Genomic DNA, 18,947 nt, shown 5'->3' on the forward strand with positions numbered 1-18,947 from the left:
CCTAGTAGCATAAGATAGGAGGAGTACTATTATGTCAGACAAACCAGCTATTACATCGTCAGAATTAGGTGTTTTATGGCTTACATATCAAGAGAAAACGATGATTTTACGCATATTAGAGCATTTTATCGAGAAAGCTGATGACGAAAAAGCTAAAGATATTATGACTAATTTATATGGGGAGATTAATAATTATGTTGGTAGGATCAAAGATACCCTACAAAATGAAGGGGCTGTAATACCAGTTGGTTTTACTGATCAAGATGTTAACAAAGATGTGCCTAAGTTATATGATAATGGGTTTGACATTATGTTTGTTCGACTATTAAAAGAAATTAGTATGGCCCTTCACTCATTAAATATAACGATGTGTTATCGAGAAGATCTTGTCATATTGTTTAAAGAGCTAACTGCAATTACTCAACAATATTACAACCTTTGCACCCAATATTTACTTGAAAAGGGACTGCTTATTAAATCTCCTCATGTAACAATGCCAAAGTCAATCGAATTTGTTAAAGATAACAGCTACATGGGTGGACTTGCAATCAATCCATTTAGTGAAAAACGCGCATTAAATACAGTAGAAGTTGCTCAAATTCATCATGCCATTGAATCAAATGTCTTTGGGCTTGAAATGATTACAGGATTTGCTCAGTGCGCAAATGAAAAAGAAGTAAAAGTTTACTTTAATGAAGGGGTTGAACTTGCTAAAGGTATCGTAAAGGAATTAAGCGAGGTCTTCATTCAAGGTGGTATACCAGTTCCCCAAACCCCAGGCGGTAATGCCACACGCTCAACAATCGCACCATTTTCCGATAAGTTAATGATGTATTGTGTAAGTCTCTTTTGCAGCTTTTCGATGGGCAGCGGTTCAATAGGTACTGCTTTTAGTTTACGAAATGATATTCCAGCTAAAATGGCTATTTTTATGAAGGATATCTTTGAATATGCTCATAAAGGTGGAAAAATCATGATTAAAAATGGCTGGATGGAAGAACCACCACAAATGGAAGAGCGAAAGCAAATTATAAAAAAATAAAAAAGCAAATGAAAAAGTCTAACCCTTTCTTGATATATGGGTTAGACTTTATTTATTTTTTGACGATAGTCCTCCAGGTTTAATTTCTATCCTTAGGTATCCATGATAGACTTGGTTGAGTGTTGTTAAGTATTCAATAATCTCAATTATGCCCCACTATATTATGTGGTACATATGGTTCTTCAAGAAAGGCAATGTCTTCAGTGGAAAGTTTTACAGATAAAGCACCAACAGCATCCTCAAGATGTGAGATTTTCGTTGCTCCGATAATTGGGGCTGTTACGGTCTCTTTTTGTAATAACCAAGATAGTGCAATATGTGTACGTGGAACACCGTGTTTCTCGGCAATGGAAGCTACTCGTTCAACCACTATTCGGTCGGCATCTGCTGTCATATCGTATTTAAACTTTTGGACTTGATCTGTCTCAGAGCGGTGTGTCGTTACTGACCAGTCACGTGTTAGTCTCCCAGATGCAAGTGGACTATATGGAGTAACACCAATTTTCTCTTCCTTACAAAGGGGTAGCATTTCCCTTTCCTCTTCTCGGTAGATCAGATTGAGATGGTTCTGCATCGACACGAATTTCGTCCAACCATTTTTATCAGCAACATGAAGAGCTTTTTGGAATTGCCATGCGAACATAGCTGAAGCACCGACGTATCTTGCTTTTCCTGACTTCACTACATCATGCAAGGCTTCCATTGTTTCTTCAATTGGTGTGTTGTAGTCCCAGCGATGGATGATATAGAGGTCGACATAATCGGTTTCCAATCTCTTAAGACTGTTATCTATCTCACTCATTATTGCTTTTCGGGAAAGTCCTGATCCATTTGGACCTTTGTGCATTTCTCCATGAACTTTCGTTGCGATTACCACTTCATCACGATTGGCATAATCCTTCAAGGCGCGTCCTAAGTATTCCTCACTTGTGCCAAGAGAATATACATTAGCCGTGTCAAAAAAATTAATCCCTAATTCAATTGCTTTTTTAACCACAGGCCGAGAGTCGTTTTCGTTAAGTACCCATTGGTGCACCCACTTTGATGCATCACCAAACCCCATACATCCAAGACAAAACCGAGATACATCCAAGCCTGTATTACCAAGTTTCACATACTCCATGATTGATACCTCTCTTTTATTTATTTGCCACATTTATCGTGACCTCTTTAGGAATTATTATCCCACAGATAAAAGAAAACCCTTAACCTATTTCTACTAAGTTTTTGCCTAATCCTCTCAACCTCTTTTACCCGATTAACCTATATCAGATATAATGACTGAAGACAACGAAAAAAGGAGAACACATATATGTCTGAGAAACCCAGCCAACAGCAGCAACAACTTGCTAAGTTTATAGAGAACTATTCAGGACAAGATGGTGTCCAACCTACTTCCATACCGTCCTTATTTCTCATCCGTGAATCCACCATTTCTGAACCTATTTCTAGAGTTAACGAGCCGTCTTTTTGTATGATTTTACAAGGGGAAAAGGAAGTGTTATTAGGAGAGGAACGATTCTTATATGGACCTGGTCAGTATATTGTTGCCTCAGTTAACTTACCAGTAACAGGCCAAGTCACCAAAGCCTCGACGGAATCTCCATATCTAGCACTCAAACTTGAGTTAACGCCAACCGATATAGTAGAAATGATCAATGAAACAGACCTTCCATATAATCAGGAAAAAAAATCGAAACGGGCTATGTATGTTAGTTCTGCCGAGCCTTCCTTGTTAGATGCAGTATTAAGATTAGCTGATTTATTAGAGGTTCCAAAGCATATTCCTACCCTTGCTCCATTAATAAAAAAAGAAATCATCTATTGGATTTTACAAGGTCCACACGGAGAAGCACTAAAACAAATAGCAGTAGAAGGTAGTAACGGATCTAAAATTAGAAAAGTAATAGACCACATCATAAAAAATTATATAGAGCCTTTTCGAATTGAAGATTTAGCTGAAATAGCTAATATGAGTGTTTCGACTCTTCATCGCCATTTTAAAGAGGTAACCGCCATGAGTCCTATTCAGTTTCAAAAACAATTGAGATTGCAAGAAGCAAGACGTTTGTTACTAGCTGGATCAACAGATGTTGCTGAAATTGCATTCCGAGTAGGTTACGAAAGTCAATCACAATTTAGTCGTGAATATGCTCGGATGTTCGGATTTTCACCTAGAGTAGATATTAACCGATTCAAAGAGAAGCATGTAAATGAGTAGGTTGCAAGCGGTAGACTTTGCGAAGTTGGGAGAGAAAACCAATCGTGGTTCCCGCATCCCCTAAAATAAATATGAATTTAAAGAAGATTACTGACCCTTTCATTAAATAATGCAGTAGGGTAGTTTTAATTTTTTCAAAGTCTAAATTACCTCGGGAATATCTAGGTTTTGTGGCCGAGAAAAACGGGTAGAACATAGTGCAATAAACTGAAAGGGTTGTTGATTATGTTGAATGGTTTATATAAAATGAAAATAAGTGATACTCTATTAATAAGAGCATATAAAGAAGCTGTTTCCCTTGGTTTAAGCCAAGAATTCATTCAGATGCTTAAAGAAGAAATTAATCATCGTAACTTAAATCAAAAAATGTCTTCCTAAATAAGGGATATCTTCACAATAAACTTATAGTTAAACCTAAATGAGAGAATACTAGAATAATATTGTCAGGATACGCAAGATGACTAACCAGGAAAAAAGCAATACAGACAAGTGGTTATCCTGTGCTTGTGTGAAAGTGGAGTTTAGTTGAAAGATTACATAAACAGGAGAGATACTTTTATATGAGCATAATTATGCTGATACTATGTTCTATTATTCTTTTATTAATCTCAGGATATGCATTCTATACTGCTTTTAAAAAATACGAAGAAGACGATGATTTTACTGGAGGCATGACTACACTCACAATTATTGAACTAGTGTTAAGTTTTCTATTATTTCTGGCTGAAAAACTCACCCCTAAAAAATACCACATTCTAATTTTTAAAATCGAAGCCTTTTTATTTGGGATGTTCATACTCGGTCTTACCGTTTTACTATGGATTCTTTTCATCTAATAGAAATGCACGAATACCACTAACAATACGCAAAAAAATAAAAGCCTAACCCACCGTAAAACTAAGGGTTAGACTTTCAAGCTTTATCCGATTACTACATCTATCACATTACGCTCCACCACACGCGCTCCACGCTTATCCGTGAAATCACCGCCCGCTGAATAAAACACGTTTGCGGCAATAATTGCATCCATTGCTGTTGCTAACGCAATCTGATCCACTGGCTCGATTGGATTTTCAATCGAAAGCTTCGCGACTTTTCCATCCGCTGTACCAAAACTCATTTCTAATGTCTTTGCCATATGAGGTCCCTCCTTTCTTTATTAAACTTTTTCATTAGATAAGGTCATGTGAATCATTTCGTACAAATCCCGCGTTCTTCAAGGTTTGAAGCCCAAGAATTGCTGAAGCTGCTGCAAAAAGCTGTTCAGGTGTAGAAGTTGTTTTCACACTGTAGTTCTTGTTCTTATACTTCATCTCACCCTTTTCATCGACACCAAGCTCAAACACTAAGCGTAACTGCGAACTCGTTAAAAATTGCTCTGCCATCTGTATCACCTCCTTCACACTAGTTATAGGAGGAAAGAGAAAAAAAGGGTTATTCATCATAAAATTTTACGTTTAACTAAGGGAATAAAGAGGGAAAGATGATAGGAAGGCTTATATAACAAAAAGTTAGAGGAGGAAGCATCATGAATAAATATTTGAAATTCGGAGTGATGATTGCAACTTCTACTTTTATCATGTACTGGCTTATGTATTTAAATATTTTTCAACTAGATCATGTATTCTTTAGCCAAACAAGGCTTTATATGGCATTGATTATGGGTTCAGTCATGTCCATTGTGATGTTACTTTTTATGTGGAAAATGTATACGAAGCGCGGCGTTAATTTTATGATTCTTACAGTGAGTGCATTTGTGTTTGCACTGTCACTATGGCTTGTTCGAAGCCAAGCTACCATTGAAGATAAAAGTTGGATGAAAGCAATGATTCCCCATCACTCCATTGCCATCCTAACAAGTGAACAGGCACACCTATCAGATCCACGCGTTCAGGAGCTGGCAGAAAGCATTATCCAGACCCAACGTCAGGAAATTAAAGAAATGGAGGAATTGATTGAAGATCTTGAAAATGATGAGTAGGAACTCCTATTGAGTGGAATTTAATGGCGGGGCAGCTCCACGCTTACCGTTTCGCGGAATTACTGTGGGCTTTCGCGGGATTCTTGCTCTCTTTCGTGGGATTCCACTCTTTTTTCGCGGGATTCATCGAACGGGTTCCCGCCTTCCCTACTGTTTCGCGGTATTACTGTGGGCTTTCGCGGGATTCTTGCTCTCTTTCGTGGGATTCCACTCTTTTTTCGCGGGATTCATCGAACGGGTTCCCGCCTCCCTTACTGTTTCGCGGAATGAATGTAACATTCTAAAGGTCTCTCCCTTCAACGGGAAAGACCTTTTCTTCTTATATCAATATTAAATGAAATGAAGATTAGTATCCGTAACCGTATCCTGTACCATAACCACCAGCTGCACCAGTAAATCCGCTAGCACCTACAATGATTAACAGAATGAAAAGCACAACGATCAATGCAAATCCACCACCTGCATATCCTGTAACACCACTCATTTACTTCACCTCCTGTTCATCTCACTCTTATCCTATGGCAAAATAACAAAAATGATTGGACGCTATGTAAAACTGAATGACCTGCCCATTGTGAAACAGGGACGGTTCTCATGTCTCAATCTCATGGTTGTTCAGACATTAAAAGCAATGGTAAATATATGACATTTACTTTCTACTAAATTTGATTTATATTAAGGTCATATAGCGGTAACGGATTACTCCGTTCTCACTTTGAAAAAGGCAAACCAGTCGAAAGATTGGGACGCAAAGTCACAGACCTAGGGTGTTTCACTACGGTGGCTGGACTACCAAATGAAGGATGGAGAATAACTCAGTTTAATAGAGTCATTCTAACTTCTTTCTAAAAAATTAACTTTTGGAGGGATTTTTTTATGTCAAAGGGATTTACTTTAATTAATAAGAACGTTCGAAATGTTCTTACTACCAGTATTGTTGCTACAGCTTTTGCTCTTTCATTAGGATCTGGACAAGCTTTTGCAAATACTGATAGCACAACTACTGAAACAGAAGAAACGATTCAGCAAGAACAAACAACTGAAACAACGACAGAAAGCACAGTTGAATCACCTGATCAAGAAGCTGAAACTAGCACTGAAGATAGCACCGTTGAAAACACAGATGAAGTTGTTACAGAAGAAGAAGTTGAAGAAGCCCCTTCACTTTTACCTGGTGATTTCTTCTATTTCGTAAAGAAATTAATGGAGAACGTTCAGCTGGCTTTAACATTTGATGATGTAAAAGAAGCTGAATTACTTGCAGCATTCGTTGAAGAACGCGTTAAAGAAGCAGAAGCGTTATACGCAAATGGCGAAGAGGAATTAGCAAATGAACTCCTTCAAGAGGCGATTGAACAACAAGAATTAGCATTAGCAAAATACGAGCAAGCTCAACCTACTGACGCTGATGAAGATGAGTCTTCCACAGAAGAAGCCCCATCAACTGTAGAAGAAGAAGCTGCAGTAGTTGATGGTGATGTTACACAGGAAACAGAACAAGTGGACCCAGTTCGTGCTGCACTTGAAGCAAAGCTTTCTGCTAACCTTCTTGCCTTACAAGCAGCGTACGAAAAAGTAGCTAATCCAGTGGCAAAAGAAGCCCTTCAAAAAAATATCGTTAAAGCACAAGAGAAATTAGAAAAGAAACTCAACAAGAAACTAGCAAAACTTCAAGAAAAGGAATTGGAAGCTGAAGAAAAACGCTTAAAGCTTGAAGAAGAGTTAGCTTCTGGAGAAATTACTGAAGAAGAATATAATGAAGAGCTTGCTGAACTTAACGAAGAGTTAGCAGAAGAACAAGCTGAAACTGTTGAAGAAATCAATGAAGAAGCTGATGAAGTTGTTGAAGAAACTCTTGATGAAGTAAATACTCTAAACAATGAAACTACGACAGTTGATGAAGTTGATGAAACAGACGAAGATCAAGAAACTGAAACTGATACTGACGCTGAAGAAGCTGCAGTGAAAGTCGAAGAACAGAAGCGTGAGGAAGCGAAAAAACTAGCTGAGCAGAAGCGTGAAGAAGCGAAAAAATTAGCTGAGCAAAAGCGTGAGGAAGCAAAAAAGCAAGCTGAACAAGCAAAAGAAGCTGCTAAAAAAGCTGAAGAAAAACAACGTGAAGCTCTTAAGAAACAAGAAGAACAAAAACGTGAAGAAGCAAAAAAGCAAGCTGAAAAAGCAAAAGAAGCTGCTAAAAAGGCTGAAGAAAAACAACGTGAGGCTGCTAAGAAGCAAAAAGATAATGAAGACGAAGAAGAAAATAATGATACGGATTCCGAGGAGAATTAATCTCCCATTAAAAAAGCTGACATTTAATGTTGGCTTTTTTTGTGTGATATGAGGAGGCCCACTGCTCACACGCCAGACACGGAGTGTGTTCGACCTCTGGCTTTGAAAGCAACAATACGAAAATAGCTTAAAATAATAATGTTCATTTAAAAAGGTCTTTCCCTTTTACCGGAAAAGACCTTTTCTTCATCTATAAATGGTTAATTGAACTCACGATTAGTAACCGTATCCTGCACCATAACCACCAGCTGCACCAGTAAATCCGCTAGCACCTACAATGATTAACAGAATGAAAAGCACAACGATTAATGCAAATCCAGCACCTGCATATCCTGTAACTCCACTCATTTACTTCACCTCCTGTTCATCTCACTTTTTATACTATGGCAAAATGATAAAAATGTTTGGACTCAACGAAAAACTGAACGATCTGCCTATATTGATCCGCTAAAGACTAAAATATTTTATCTAACCGCGTACATTTACTCACATTCTTGTTAATACTAGAAAAGATTAACAAAATAGGACGTGATCATATGTATGAAGACGAAGGAAACTTTGCCAAAGGCTGTTTGTACGGCCTTAGCTTTTCAATCCCGCTATGGGGGCTTATTATAATGGTTATTAGAAAGCTTGTATAAGGGGTTTTATTTATAAAGAGGCGTGCTATTGGACAAAATCATTGTTCAGACTATGAGGTTTGTCTAATAGAGACCCCCTATTGGACACAATCTTCACTCAGGACATGTGATTTGTCTAATAGAGACCTCCTATTGGACAGAATCATCACTCTGGACATGTAGTTTGTCTAATAAAGACCCCCTATTGGACAGAATCATTACTCTGGACATGTGATTTGTCTAATAAAGACCCCCTATTGGACACATTCATTACTCTGGACATGTGATTTGTCTAATAGAGACCTCCTATTGGACAAAATCATCACTCAGGCCATGCGGTTTGTCTAATAAAGACCCCCTATTGGACACAATCTTCATTCCGGACATGTGGTTTGTCTAATAAAGACCCCCTATTGGACAGAATCATTACTCTGGACATGTGATTTGTCTAATAGAGACCTCCTATTGGACAGAATCATCACTCAGGCCATGCGGTTTGTCTAATAAAGACCCCCTATTGGACAGAATCATCACTCTGGACATGTAGTTTGTCTAATAAAGACCCCCTATTGGACAGAATCTTCATTCCGGACATGTAGTTTGTCTAATAAGGACCCCCTATTGGACAGAATCTTCATTCCGGACATGTGGTTTGTCTAAGAAAGACCACCTATTGGACACAATCTTCATTCCGGACATGTGGTTTATCTAATAAAGACCCCCTATTGGACAGAATCTTCATTCCGGACATGTAGTTTGTCTAATAAGGACCCCCTATTGGACAGAATCTTCATTCCGGACATGTGGTTTGTCTAAGAAAGACCACCTATTGGACACAATCTTCATTCCGGACATGTGGTTTATCTAATAAAGACCCCCTATTGGACAGAATCTTCATTCCGGACATGTGGTTTGTCTTTAAAAGCCCCAGTACCTCAGCACCGTCTCGTCTATAAGGGTGTCTCCTCATCATTAAACCTAAAAAGGCCTTTCCCCTACTTGCAGGAAAGACCTCTCATATCATAAACATCTTTCATCTATTTAATTTTAGTACCCATATCCATAACCATAGCCATATCCTGCACCATATCCAGCAGCACCAGTGAATCCACTAGCACCAACAATGATCAACAGAATGAAAAGCACAACGATTAATGCAAATCCAGCACCTGCATATCCTGTAACTCCACTCATTTAACTTCACCTCCTGTTCATCTCACTTTATCCTATGGCAAAAAAGCAGAAACGTTTGGGCGATAAGCAAAACTGAATAACATGCCCATATCAATGTAGTAAGCTACAAGACCCCAGCAACTTTCTTCAAGGCTCCTTTCTAAAAGAATGTTGTTTTAAGATATATTTAATTTGATAGAGCTCGTTGATTGGAACGGAAGGTATGTGACTCCTGCGGGATGCGCAGGCCCCCAGGAACGAAAGGATCATCCCTGCACCAAGGAAAGCACATACCTGGAGTGCAAATCAACCTAACCCTAGTCAAATAGCACAATGTTTACGAAGAGAGCCTTCTTTTAAAATCTCTATACATGGATTTCATGTTTTTTTAGAATACTAAGTAAAAACGTGGAGTGCAATCAATGGAAAAACAAATGAATGAAAAGCAGCTAGAACTTTATGAGGAAATTAGGCATCTAATTGTAAAAACTACCGAAATGAAAGATGAATACTGGCATGCCTACAATGGATTGGATACATGGCAATTCTGGTTGATTTTTCTCGGAATGTTCGTTGCACCCTTAGTCATCTTATACTTTCTAATCGATCGCGATAAAATGTCTCTCCTTGGATTTTACGGCTATAATATTCATGTATGGTTTAGCCATATCGACAACTGGGGAACCAAACATGGACTATGGGGATATCCCTATGAGTTGGTCCCCTTTATCCCGGGAAATTTATCTTTAGACGTGGCTTTAGTTCCTATCCTCTATATGCTTGTCTACCAGTGGACACTTAATCAAAATAAAAACTACTATATCTATACGCTGGCTTTATCTGTTTTTCTATCATTTATCTTTAAACCAATCTTATCCATGCACCATCTTTTCAAGCTACATGAATGGGTGACTTTTTTACATATATTTGCCGCATACTGCGCTTTATTTATCTTTTCAAAGCTCATAACGAATATCTTTATATGGATGAGCAAGCAAGGAACTAAAAAAGGTCTGTTCCCACAACGATAAGTCGGGACAGACCTTCTTCTATTATATAATTATTTTTTCTTTGTCTTAGCCAAGGCACGATCGATATTGTTTTTCCCTAACTCTCTAACCGCAGTCCAATACAGCGCTACTTTTCCTGTGGACCAAACTTCTCCATTAACAATAATATCGGCCACTTCCTTTGCTGTGAAATTCTTAAAAACAAGGAATGTGTTTTCCCATTTACCTGAAGTTCCTCGACTACGAATATCCTGGATCTCCTTGGCTGTTTGTGGAACATGAGCATAACCAAGCATATTCCATTGATAAAAGTCTAAATCAATCCCGTAACCTAGGAATTTAATAAGATCTTTGTTAATAATGATACCTAGTTCTTCATTTGCCCCACGTACAGCCGTGTTAAATAAGTCCGGACCATCATTGACACTATGACGATCTAACAAAGGATGGACTCCTTCAACCACACTAATATCCATTTCGCTCCCTCTTGGCCCACTTATTTCGGTACGCTTAGTTAAAATAATATTTTCATCAGACGTAATGACCACAAGCCCTATTCCAAAACCATTTGCTAAAATCGGTTCTACCTTTTCTAGTTGTTGATAAGGGATATACTCCTCTCCAATCGTCTTTCCAGATTCCAACTTTCTATTTAACTGCAAATTAGTCGCTAAAAATGTAAAGTAATCCGTTTTGAAGAAGTTAAATAAAACCGTCATATCTTCTTTATCAGCTGTTCGACTATGCCTAAATTTCGCTAAACCATACAACGGTCCGTTCCACTTATGGTCTAGTCCGTTCAGTTCATTTTCTGTTTCTCTATCAGTAATTTCTTGTTTGATCGCCTCAATTTCAGATGGTAACTGAACCTGATCATGAACGACTCTACATTCTATATTTTCCGGTTTAAAATCAAATTGACCATCTCCATCAATCACATAAAAGGTAGTTGGTGTACCTTCAATCGTAAATAAATGTGATTTAAATTCATTTTTTTCCCGAAAAAGACGCTTATAACTTCTTACAATTTTCCGCTTGAAATTCCTTAGCCCTTCATCAAAAATAACGCTAAATATAAGTCCAACAATTGCTCCAATTAATGCTGGCAACATTTCCCCAATGATTGAATTTAAAACTAGTTTGATTGATTCCACCTTAGCTATCACTCCTATTAAATAAACTCATTACCCCATTTTAATATAAAAATAGGCTTCCGTTATACCTATTTTTCAAGCCTACATTTATTTGTGCAACTTATGACCTCTGCCAACAAATTTCTACAATTTTTGCAGAGAATCTATTGACACCCTTCATATTCATTGTATAATTACGTAAGAACGTTATACGGTTACCTTTAAGTCAGTCCAGAGAGGCTGGCAAGGTGTTGCAGAATAGGATTCTGCATGCATAGAGTTGCTCAGGAATTGACCTGACCAACTTATGTAAAAAGCATCTTGCCATGAATGGTAAGATGCTTTTTTTATACAATCGTAACAATTAGGATAGTATAAGAGGTAACCTGACTTCATACGAAAAGTGAAAGCGCCCGTTTAGCGACGTATGGACTGGAGCTCTCTGTATGAGATAAAGGAAACACGAAGAGCAAAGCGATTCGATGTTGACTTATCGCAAGGAGGAGAGTGAAGTTCACTAGTCGCTGGGCGCTGTAGCTAGACACTAGTACTAGTTTACAGACTTTCAATCTTTTTATCACCAAATAAAACACAAGGAGCGTTTTCTATGTCTCAGAATGAAATCCAGGTTCATGAAAGACCACCTTTATTAAAAAGCTTACCACTGAGCTTTCAGCATTTATTTGCGATGTTTGGTTCAACGGTTTTAGTTCCAGTTCTTTTCGGGGTCGACCCTGCAACAATCTTACTTATGAATGGTCTTGGCACGCTATTATATCTATTTATTACAAAAGGTCAAATTCCTGCTTACCTTGGCTCAAGCTTTGCATTTCTATCACCAGTTTTCGTTGTATTAGGTAATCACGGAGAAGATGGTTACAACTATGCATTAGGTGGCTTCTTGGCCGTAGGGGTTGTCTTGGTACTTGTGTCCCTCATTGTACGATTTGCAGGGACTGGTTGGATTGATGTGATATTCCCACCTGCAGCAATGGGTGCGATTGTCGCAGTTATCGGGTTAGAGTTAGTTCCAGTTGCAGCTCAAATGGCAGGTTGGATTGCTCCAGCAGGTGCTGCAGCAGATTGGGCAGTAGATCCTAAGTCAGCACTTGTTGCATTTTTAACATTACTGATTACAATTGTTTGTTGGGTTTCTCTAAAAGGATTCTTCAAAATCATTCCGATCTTAATTGGAATTGTCGCTGGTTATGTGATTGCTTACTTCTTTGGTTTAGTAGATTTATCAAATGTGAAGGAAGCTTCAGTCCTATCACTACCACAGTACTATCAAATTAAATTTGACTTATCAGCGATCTTAACCATTTTACCAGCAGCATTAGTACTTGTACCTGAGCATATTGGTCACTTATTTGTTACAAGTAATATCGTGAAAAAAGACTTAGCGAAAGACCCTGGACTTGACCGTTCAATGTTCAGTAACGGGATTTCAACGATTATCTCAAGCTTTGTCGGTGCAACACCAAACACAACGTACGGTGAAAATATTGGGGTTCTAGCGATCACACGTGTGTACTCAACATGGGTTATCGGAATCGCAGCTATTATCGCGGTTGTCTTATCTTTCTTTGGGAAATTAGCAGCTCTAATTTCCTCCATTCCACAACCAGTAATGGGTGGGATTTCAATCCTTCTGTTCGGAATTATCGCAGCAAGTGGGGTTCGTATGCTTGTTGAATCAAAAGTGGACTATAGTAAATCTCAAAATCTAATTCTTACATGTATCGTGTTAGTTATCGGAATTAGTGGTGCAGCGATTCACATCGGAACAGTTGAACTAAAAGGAATGGGACTAGCAACAATCGTAGCGATTTTCCTAAGCTTGTTCTTTAAGCTTCTTGATATGCTTAACCTTACAAATGAATAGAAATAGAACACTCAAAAACCCACAAATGTTGTTGAATCAACGTTTGTGGGTTTTTTTATTGAAAGCTGTTTGAGTAAACATAGTAGTCGTCTTTCCACTGCAACGAAAAAATTAATCATTTAACCCTTTCCCATCGAGTATATGCTGTCTATACTTTTCAATTCTTGCTTCACGAGTCTTCGTTTGTTTTGCTTTAGAAAAATAAAGAAGGTATGCTCTTTGCCGTCCAGGTGTCAATGCCTCAAAAGCAACTTTCAGTTTGGGTGTTTCATCGAATTTCACTTGAAGTTCTTCAGGTATCAAGTATTCTTCAGTCTTTTTTAATTCCACTTCCAAGCCAGCCTTTTCAATTTCAATCGCTTCTTGAACATATTCTTTAATAATGCTATCCAATTCAATTACCTCTTGTAAATTGGTGAACCTAATTTGACGTGCTGCTTGTACATTTTCGGTTTGTTGGATTAAAACACCATGAGGGTCCTTTAACAAAGCGCCTTTGTGAAAGAGAATCGCACAATATTCTTTAAATCCATGGATTAAAACGATGTTTTTATCCTCAAACATGTAACAAGGATGCATCCACTTTATTCCTTCGGTCAACTCCTCACAGTCAAGAATAATATTCCTCAAACATTCAAACTCCTCCTTCCATTGCTTAGCTTTTTTCAAAAATCCATCAACTTTACGATTCTTTCTATTATTTGTCATTAATGACAACCCCTATTTTTTCGATTAGATGAGGCTCTTTCATTTCATTCGCATTTTAAAAATGCACTAGAATTTTGATGCAGACACCAACATTTTATACTATAAACAGTATAATCTTTTACAAACTCACAAAAAAGCATCGATTTCACTTCAGATGCTTTTAGGTAAATTATTCTTTTACTCCTTTACTTTACTAAAGGAGGTTCATCTAGCATTTTATACTTAATAAGTAAGTTACCCGTATCTTCGGCAAATAACATGGTTTCACCCATCATTTTCAAGAAAGCTAACCCAATATCTTTGCGAAGTGTTGCAGAAGCTGAAACTCCATATCGACCACCTGTTGCTCCAGCTATGAGAGATGTTTTAAATAACATCAACCGATCTGAAAAAGGGGCTCCATCAGTATCAAGTTCAGATTCCCAAGTTGGAAGCTGCGGTAATTCATCTTTTTCTAATTTATCTTGAATCTTTTCTAGTTGTTTGGAGCATATATTCACTCCACGTCTAAAGTGTTCTCCGATTTCAACCGTTTTTGTTTTAGTAAAGGAACGAAGGATCTCCCGAAATACCTCTGTTGCAGAATAGTTAGCAGTAAGCTGAAGGACTTCAGGAGCACTTAATGGACGGACGGTTATGACCAAACATTACCCCAAGAAATTCTTGTCCTTGGATTTTATTGATTACTTCAGTTCTAGGTAAATAGATTAACCGCTGATGCAATCCGTGTTTAATTCGAAGCTCATTACATTGTTCCATCAATTCCGTTGTATTGTTCTGTATCTTTTTATAAAACGCCCGAACTTGTGTATTAATCGATGTTGAAAGGGATAGTGTATACAAATTTAATGCATCTTGAGTTAGCTTATACTTAAGCAATATAACGAAACGATCTGAATAGTATTTGGTTTCTGGTCTCAGTATATCCTTTTCTGTGAAGGGTTCTGAAGTGCCCTATTACTTTTTTTCAAAAAAAACTCTGCCCCTTCTACCTCTTCAGTTGCGATTTTAAGTCCAAATTTAAGCATCTTTTTTACTCCAGCATCCTCAACCTTCTTCATTAAATCTGCTGTAACCACAAATGCCATTGTATTTGTCATATAAGAAGTCATTAAATTTTGAACCTCTGTTGCAGTTAGATCGTCCATTTAGTTTCTTCCCCTTTTTTAACCTTTACAATTATTTTTCTACGCAAAAAAAGAGATTTATACAAAAAAGGTTGTTTACTCTGTTTTACTCTTTTTAGGATGGTGTTTCAAGTAGGTAAAAAACTTGGTTATAATAATTGCCATAATTAAAATGGCTATATAATTAAGAAAGAGATAAAAATAATTCATCCCATTATCTAGCTTAATTAAATCCCATGCACCCATGACAGGCTTGAGGAAGAAAGAGAAACCAGCACTCGTTATAACACCATATAGAAATACACTTTTATTGTTATTAATACACCACTGATAGACCAACATAAAGGTGACAGGGACGAGCGAAGCATCTAAAGCAAAGTTAACTGGCATAACTGGAATAGCCTGAAATGGATAATAGACGTAACCGGTCCTCATCGCGATCGAATCTGAATAAGCAAACCAAGTATGTATATTAAATCCATAGAATCCAATTTGAAATATTTTCGTCCGATCGATTTTAAAATAAATAAGAATAAGAGGAAGAACAAGTGCAGCAATAATGACCCAGAATGGACCTGTATCTATATATGAAAAGTCCTTCCAATAATCCATCCACATGGAAACAGCCTTTTCTTGTACATCCAATACCTCATCTAGCCTCTTTCCTTGCTCCTTGGTCATCAAGTCTCATCAACTCCTACCCTCTTTTAAGATAGTATTTGTAAAAACCACTAATAATATCAGGATGGAAGTGGTGCCTGGCACCTTATTTTTTAAATGACAGAAGTTTGCACAGAAAGTTTTAATCAGATTCTTTATTCATATGTAAACCTTTTTCATACCAAATTTGAAAGATATAGATTAAAAGGGCTACTCCAATCATGATTAAATAATTAATATGTGGTGAGATTTCGCCTTCAGAAGCTAATCCAAGCTTTTGTTGAAATGGATACCACAAATAGATATATGCTCCATCTAGTATCAGGTTTGTTATTAAATAGACTATAAATTTTCCGTAGGTAAACTTAAAAATCCATATTGTAGCGACTAAGTAGGCACTATACACCCAGGGGATATTTGCAACCTTGTCCCATTCAAACAGACCAGGCTCTCTCCACCAATTATAATGATATGCCGCTTGGTAAAATAGAGTGTTTATAACAGTCACAAACAATGCTACTGGAAGAAATCTTCTAAGACTTTTATCCCCAATTAACACCAGTGACGCAAGAGGCAGTAGAAACATTAGCCATTGTATAATTTGTTTCATATTAATTCTCCTTAACAAAGTTTATCCAAATATATATATTATTTTTTCCATATATTAAGATTAGATGTACTTGTTGGAGATTAATTAAAATTAAAAGAGTTACTGATCTCTCAGCCGCTCCTCAATTTACATAACATCACTCTATTGTCAGGTTAAATTCCAGTCATATATTCCCTATTATCTACCTTAATACTTTCGGAAAAACATAAGTAGCAACTGTATCAATCATAAATGGATAAAAGATAATAAAGACATTCGTTCCCAAAAGCACATAATAATAGAATTTTCCTGTTTGCTTATGATATAAGAGAGGAATAAGTGCAAGTAAAGCTCCAATAATTGCAATTGTGCAGAACACAAATGTGCCTTGCTTGTCCCCAAATGTCAAAATATAGGCAAAATACCCGAATGAACCATTAAAAAATAGAATGATTGTCGAACAAACGATACTTGTATAAATAGCTACTTTAAGCAGAATGGGTAATAGCTTCTCTTTCAACTCTAATCCCTCCTTATAAATTCAACTAGTAATCTACTAAAATTTTACTATATTTCAAGAATTAAGGAAAGTTGTTATTAATTTTTTGTGGACAAACTGAAAATAAATGATATGATATTTCTGTTCTGAATCTTTTATTTTGAAGGATTCTGAAACTTTCTGTCGAAACTAACGTCTTATATAGAGTGGATTCTAGGGGTAAATGTGAATCACAGGTATTTTAAAATTTTTATAATAAAGGATGATGAATATTGGATCGTTCAAGCCGAAAGAAAAAGAAGAGTAAAAAGTGGTTAAAGATTATAGCTAGTATTATTGGGGTCATTATATTAGCAATTGTCGGTTATTCCGTTTATTTATATCAAAACCTAGCAAGCACCGTTGATTCCATGCATGAAGAGCGTACACCATCAAGCAAGCGTGAGACGGAGTTTGATTTATCAAAAGGTGACCCCATTTCATTCCTATTAATGGGTGTGGATGAGCGAACAGGTGATAGAGGTCGTGCAGACTCTCTTATCGTTGTTACGCTTAACCCAAACACAGACTCTATGAACATGCTAAGCATCCCTCGTGACACCTATGTGGAGATCGAAGGAAGAGGTATGGATAAAGTAAATCACTCTTATGCATTTGGTGGTACTGACTTGACACTTACTACAGTAGAGAAATTTCTTGATATCCCTATTGATTATTACGTGAAGGTTAATATGGAAAGCTTTAAGGATATTGTAGATACATTAGGTGGAGTTACAGTTAATAATACAAAAGCATTTTCATATGAAGGAAAGAATTTTAACGAAGGTTCAATCACTTTAAATGGTGAAAGCGCACTTGCATACGCACGAGTACGTGAAATTGATAGTGACTTCGGTCGTCAAGATCGTCAGCGTGAAGTTATTCGTGCCATTATTGAAAAAGGTGCTTCACCTGCTGTCGTCACAAAAATTGATGATTTACTAGCTGTTGCTGGAGGGAATATTAAGACAAACATGACCTTTAAAGAAATGCAATCAGTTCAAGCAAATTATGCAGATGCACGTCATAATAATAACCAAACCATGATTAAAGGTACTGGTCAAAAAATTAATGGAATCTATTATTATGTTGTACCTGAAGAAGAGCGCCAAGCTGTGATTAGTACTTTAAAAACAAATTTAGAACTTAATTAATATGTTGAGGTAAGTCCAATTTGGGCTTACTTATTTATTTGCTATTTTCCTTGATACCCTTTTTCTGGATAGCCAGGCGGATAATAATATGGAGGCACCTTCAGCCAGCCTCTTTTTCTCATCAGTGTTTTAAGTGTAGCCCCAAAAGTAGTAAATTCACTATAAAACTCTAGCCAAATCATTCCAACATCACTCCGAACGGCATCGGCTTGACCTTTTCCACATAACTGCATTAAAGTTACTACCTTAAAGGCAATGCCATTCGAGATTTCGTCATCTGATAATTTCACTCCTAAAGGAACTTCCTTAGGATCTGATTTGGGCTTTGCCGAAGTAACATCTGGCAAAGGAATTCCTTCTTGAAGCATAAATGTGCTCAGTCTTTTTGACTGTGACTCACATATCCTAATCGCATCCCTTAGCATTTCAAGTATTTCATCGTCACTAGACGTATTAAGACCTACCTCTTCATAGCGAATGAATTCTTCAAGGACTGTATAATACTTCCAACAATCCCCAGCCTCCATAATATGTAATGGTGATTTCGGTTCATTATCAATTAATGTTTTAAACGTATTCCATACAGCTTCTAGTGGATTCGACACAATTCATCACACCTCCTGTTTTTCATTTTTCTCTAATGGGTATAGGACTATACATATTTTGTATAAATTACCAAATTAAATAACGACGTTATCGATATGCAACTTAAGTCTTGTCCTACGAACCAGTCCAGAGTGGGTGGATGCTTTTATTTTCCAGCGAATTTGACTTGACCCAGATAGCCAATCTCTTGGATTGATTCCCGCGAACCTGA

General features: G+C 37.2%; 20 protein-coding genes, 3 pseudogenes and 1 riboswitch. Of the genes and pseudogenes, 9 read left to right on the plus strand and 14 right to left on the minus strand.

The window, feature by feature from the left end; genetic code table 11:
- The first annotated feature begins 31 nt into the window (after nucleotides 1–31).
- Nucleotides 32–1,042, plus strand: coding sequence for a DUF3231 family protein (locus tag BLQ56_RS09765; protein ID WP_090853079.1), 1,011 nt, complete (start codon nucleotides 32–34; stop codon nucleotides 1,040–1,042).
- A gap of 142 nt (nucleotides 1,043–1,184) precedes the next feature.
- On the opposite strand, the gene BLQ56_RS09770 is transcribed toward BLQ56_RS09765, so the two are convergent.
- Nucleotides 1,185–2,165, minus strand: a complete 981-nt coding sequence (locus BLQ56_RS09770; RefSeq protein WP_090853941.1) for an aldo/keto reductase — start codon at nucleotides 2,163–2,165, stop codon at nucleotides 1,185–1,187.
- 189 nt (nucleotides 2,166–2,354) lie between these two features.
- Here BLQ56_RS09770 and BLQ56_RS09775 point away from each other — a divergent pair, with 189 nt between their 5' ends.
- The 3 genes from BLQ56_RS09775 (at nucleotide 2,355) to BLQ56_RS09785 (ending at nucleotide 4,099) form a co-directional block, all read left to right on the plus strand.
- Nucleotides 2,355–3,263, plus strand: a complete 909-nt coding sequence (locus tag BLQ56_RS09775; RefSeq protein WP_090853082.1) for an AraC family transcriptional regulator — start codon at nucleotides 2,355–2,357, stop codon at nucleotides 3,261–3,263.
- Between the two features lie 225 nt (nucleotides 3,264–3,488).
- A complete protein-coding gene (sda, locus tag BLQ56_RS09780) occupies nucleotides 3,489–3,641 on the plus strand; it encodes a sporulation histidine kinase inhibitor Sda (RefSeq protein WP_090853084.1) in 153 nt (50 codons plus the stop codon).
- Nucleotides 3,642–3,823: 182 nt separating this feature from the next.
- A complete protein-coding gene (locus tag BLQ56_RS09785) occupies nucleotides 3,824–4,099 on the plus strand; it encodes a hypothetical protein (RefSeq protein WP_090853086.1) in 276 nt (91 codons plus the stop codon).
- A gap of 83 nt (nucleotides 4,100–4,182) precedes the next feature.
- Here the strand turns inward: BLQ56_RS09785 and BLQ56_RS09790 are convergent, their stop codons facing one another.
- Both BLQ56_RS09790 and BLQ56_RS09795 read right to left on the minus strand, forming a co-directional pair.
- Entirely contained in the window at nucleotides 4,183–4,401 is a 219-nt protein-coding gene (locus BLQ56_RS09790) for a DUF2922 domain-containing protein (RefSeq protein WP_090853089.1), read from the minus strand.
- A gap of 34 nt (nucleotides 4,402–4,435) precedes the next feature.
- On the minus strand, nucleotides 4,436–4,648 hold the full coding sequence (locus tag BLQ56_RS09795) for a DUF1659 domain-containing protein (protein ID WP_090853092.1): 213 nt from the start codon (nucleotides 4,646–4,648) through the stop codon (nucleotides 4,436–4,438).
- 143 nt (nucleotides 4,649–4,791) lie between these two features.
- Here BLQ56_RS09795 and BLQ56_RS09800 point away from each other — a divergent pair, with 143 nt between their 5' ends.
- Nucleotides 4,792–5,244 carry a DUF305 domain-containing protein gene (locus BLQ56_RS09800; protein WP_090853095.1) on the plus strand — a complete coding sequence of 151 codons (453 nt, stop codon included), beginning with the start codon at nucleotides 4,792–4,794 and terminating at the stop codon, nucleotides 5,242–5,244.
- 388 nt (nucleotides 5,245–5,632) lie between these two features.
- Here BLQ56_RS09800 and BLQ56_RS09805 read toward each other — a convergent pair.
- Nucleotides 5,633–5,728: pseudogene (locus BLQ56_RS09805) on the minus strand (YjcZ family sporulation protein); the annotation flags it as partial.
- Between the two features lie 229 nt (nucleotides 5,729–5,957).
- Nucleotides 5,958–6,041, plus strand: a riboswitch (cyclic di-GMP riboswitch).
- 79 nt (nucleotides 6,042–6,120) lie between these two features.
- Here BLQ56_RS09805 and BLQ56_RS09810 point away from each other — a divergent pair.
- A complete protein-coding gene (locus BLQ56_RS09810; protein ID WP_090853101.1) occupies nucleotides 6,121–7,533 on the plus strand; it encodes a DUF5667 domain-containing protein in 1,413 nt (470 codons plus the stop codon).
- A gap of 252 nt (nucleotides 7,534–7,785) precedes the next feature.
- Here BLQ56_RS09810 and BLQ56_RS24210 read toward each other — a convergent pair.
- Together BLQ56_RS24210 and BLQ56_RS09820 are read right to left on the minus strand one after the other, a co-directional pair.
- Nucleotides 7,786–7,881 (minus strand): annotated as a pseudogene (locus BLQ56_RS24210) (YjcZ family sporulation protein); the annotation flags it as partial.
- Nucleotides 7,882–9,251: 1,370 nt separating this feature from the next.
- A pseudogene (locus tag BLQ56_RS09820) lies at nucleotides 9,252–9,347 on the minus strand (YjcZ family sporulation protein); the annotation flags it as partial.
- Nucleotides 9,348–9,748: 401 nt separating this feature from the next.
- Between BLQ56_RS09820 and BLQ56_RS09825 the strand changes: the two are divergent.
- A complete protein-coding gene (locus BLQ56_RS09825) occupies nucleotides 9,749–10,357 on the plus strand; it encodes a CBO0543 family protein (protein ID WP_090853110.1) in 609 nt (202 codons plus the stop codon).
- Between the two features lie 29 nt (nucleotides 10,358–10,386).
- Here the strand turns inward: BLQ56_RS09825 and BLQ56_RS09830 are convergent, their stop codons facing one another.
- Nucleotides 10,387–11,490 carry a hypothetical protein gene (locus tag BLQ56_RS09830; protein ID WP_090853112.1) on the minus strand — a complete coding sequence of 368 codons (1,104 nt, stop codon included), beginning with the start codon at nucleotides 11,488–11,490 and terminating at the stop codon, nucleotides 10,387–10,389.
- A 586-nt stretch (nucleotides 11,491–12,076) separates the two neighbouring features.
- On the opposite strand from BLQ56_RS09830, the gene uraA reads away from it, so the two are divergent.
- Nucleotides 12,077–13,354: a uracil permease gene (gene uraA / locus BLQ56_RS09835; RefSeq protein ID WP_090853114.1), complete on the plus strand. Its 1,278-nt coding sequence runs from the start codon at nucleotides 12,077–12,079 to the stop codon at nucleotides 13,352–13,354.
- A 111-nt stretch (nucleotides 13,355–13,465) separates the two neighbouring features.
- Here the strand turns inward: uraA and BLQ56_RS09840 are convergent, their stop codons facing one another.
- From BLQ56_RS09840 to BLQ56_RS09865, 6 genes are all read right to left on the minus strand, one after another.
- Nucleotides 13,466–14,062: a YdeI/OmpD-associated family protein gene (locus tag BLQ56_RS09840; protein WP_090853116.1), complete on the minus strand. Its 597-nt coding sequence runs from the start codon at nucleotides 14,060–14,062 to the stop codon at nucleotides 13,466–13,468.
- Between the two features lie 185 nt (nucleotides 14,063–14,247).
- Nucleotides 14,248–14,706 carry a DUF3231 family protein gene (locus tag BLQ56_RS09845; protein ID WP_090853119.1) on the minus strand — a complete coding sequence of 153 codons (459 nt, stop codon included), beginning with the start codon at nucleotides 14,704–14,706 and terminating at the stop codon, nucleotides 14,248–14,250.
- Nucleotides 14,707–14,979: 273 nt separating this feature from the next.
- Entirely contained in the window at nucleotides 14,980–15,210 is a 231-nt protein-coding gene (locus BLQ56_RS09850; RefSeq protein WP_090853122.1) for a DUF3231 family protein, read from the minus strand.
- 75 nt (nucleotides 15,211–15,285) lie between these two features.
- Nucleotides 15,286–15,870: a CBO0543 family protein gene (locus BLQ56_RS09855; RefSeq protein WP_090853944.1), complete on the minus strand. Its 585-nt coding sequence runs from the start codon at nucleotides 15,868–15,870 to the stop codon at nucleotides 15,286–15,288.
- Nucleotides 15,871–15,991: 121 nt separating this feature from the next.
- Entirely contained in the window at nucleotides 15,992–16,459 is a 468-nt protein-coding gene (locus BLQ56_RS09860) for a hypothetical protein (protein ID WP_090853125.1), read from the minus strand.
- 181 nt (nucleotides 16,460–16,640) lie between these two features.
- Nucleotides 16,641–16,958 (minus strand): hypothetical protein, encoded by a 318-nt coding sequence (locus BLQ56_RS09865; RefSeq protein WP_090853128.1) that lies wholly within the window; start codon nucleotides 16,956–16,958, stop codon nucleotides 16,641–16,643.
- A 251-nt stretch (nucleotides 16,959–17,209) separates the two neighbouring features.
- Here BLQ56_RS09865 and BLQ56_RS09870 point away from each other — a divergent pair, with 251 nt between their 5' ends.
- A complete protein-coding gene (locus tag BLQ56_RS09870) occupies nucleotides 17,210–18,130 on the plus strand; it encodes an LCP family glycopolymer transferase (RefSeq protein WP_090853131.1) in 921 nt (306 codons plus the stop codon).
- 41 nt (nucleotides 18,131–18,171) lie between these two features.
- Here the strand turns inward: BLQ56_RS09870 and BLQ56_RS09875 are convergent, their stop codons facing one another.
- Nucleotides 18,172–18,735 carry a DUF3231 family protein gene (locus BLQ56_RS09875; protein WP_090853134.1) on the minus strand — a complete coding sequence of 188 codons (564 nt, stop codon included), beginning with the start codon at nucleotides 18,733–18,735 and terminating at the stop codon, nucleotides 18,172–18,174.
- Between the last annotated feature and the right edge of the window lie 212 nt (nucleotides 18,736–18,947).

Origin of the sequence: Litchfieldia salsa (assembly GCF_900104555.1) — a bacterium.
GTDB lineage: Bacteria > Bacillota > Bacilli > Bacillales > Bacillaceae_L > Litchfieldia > Litchfieldia salsa.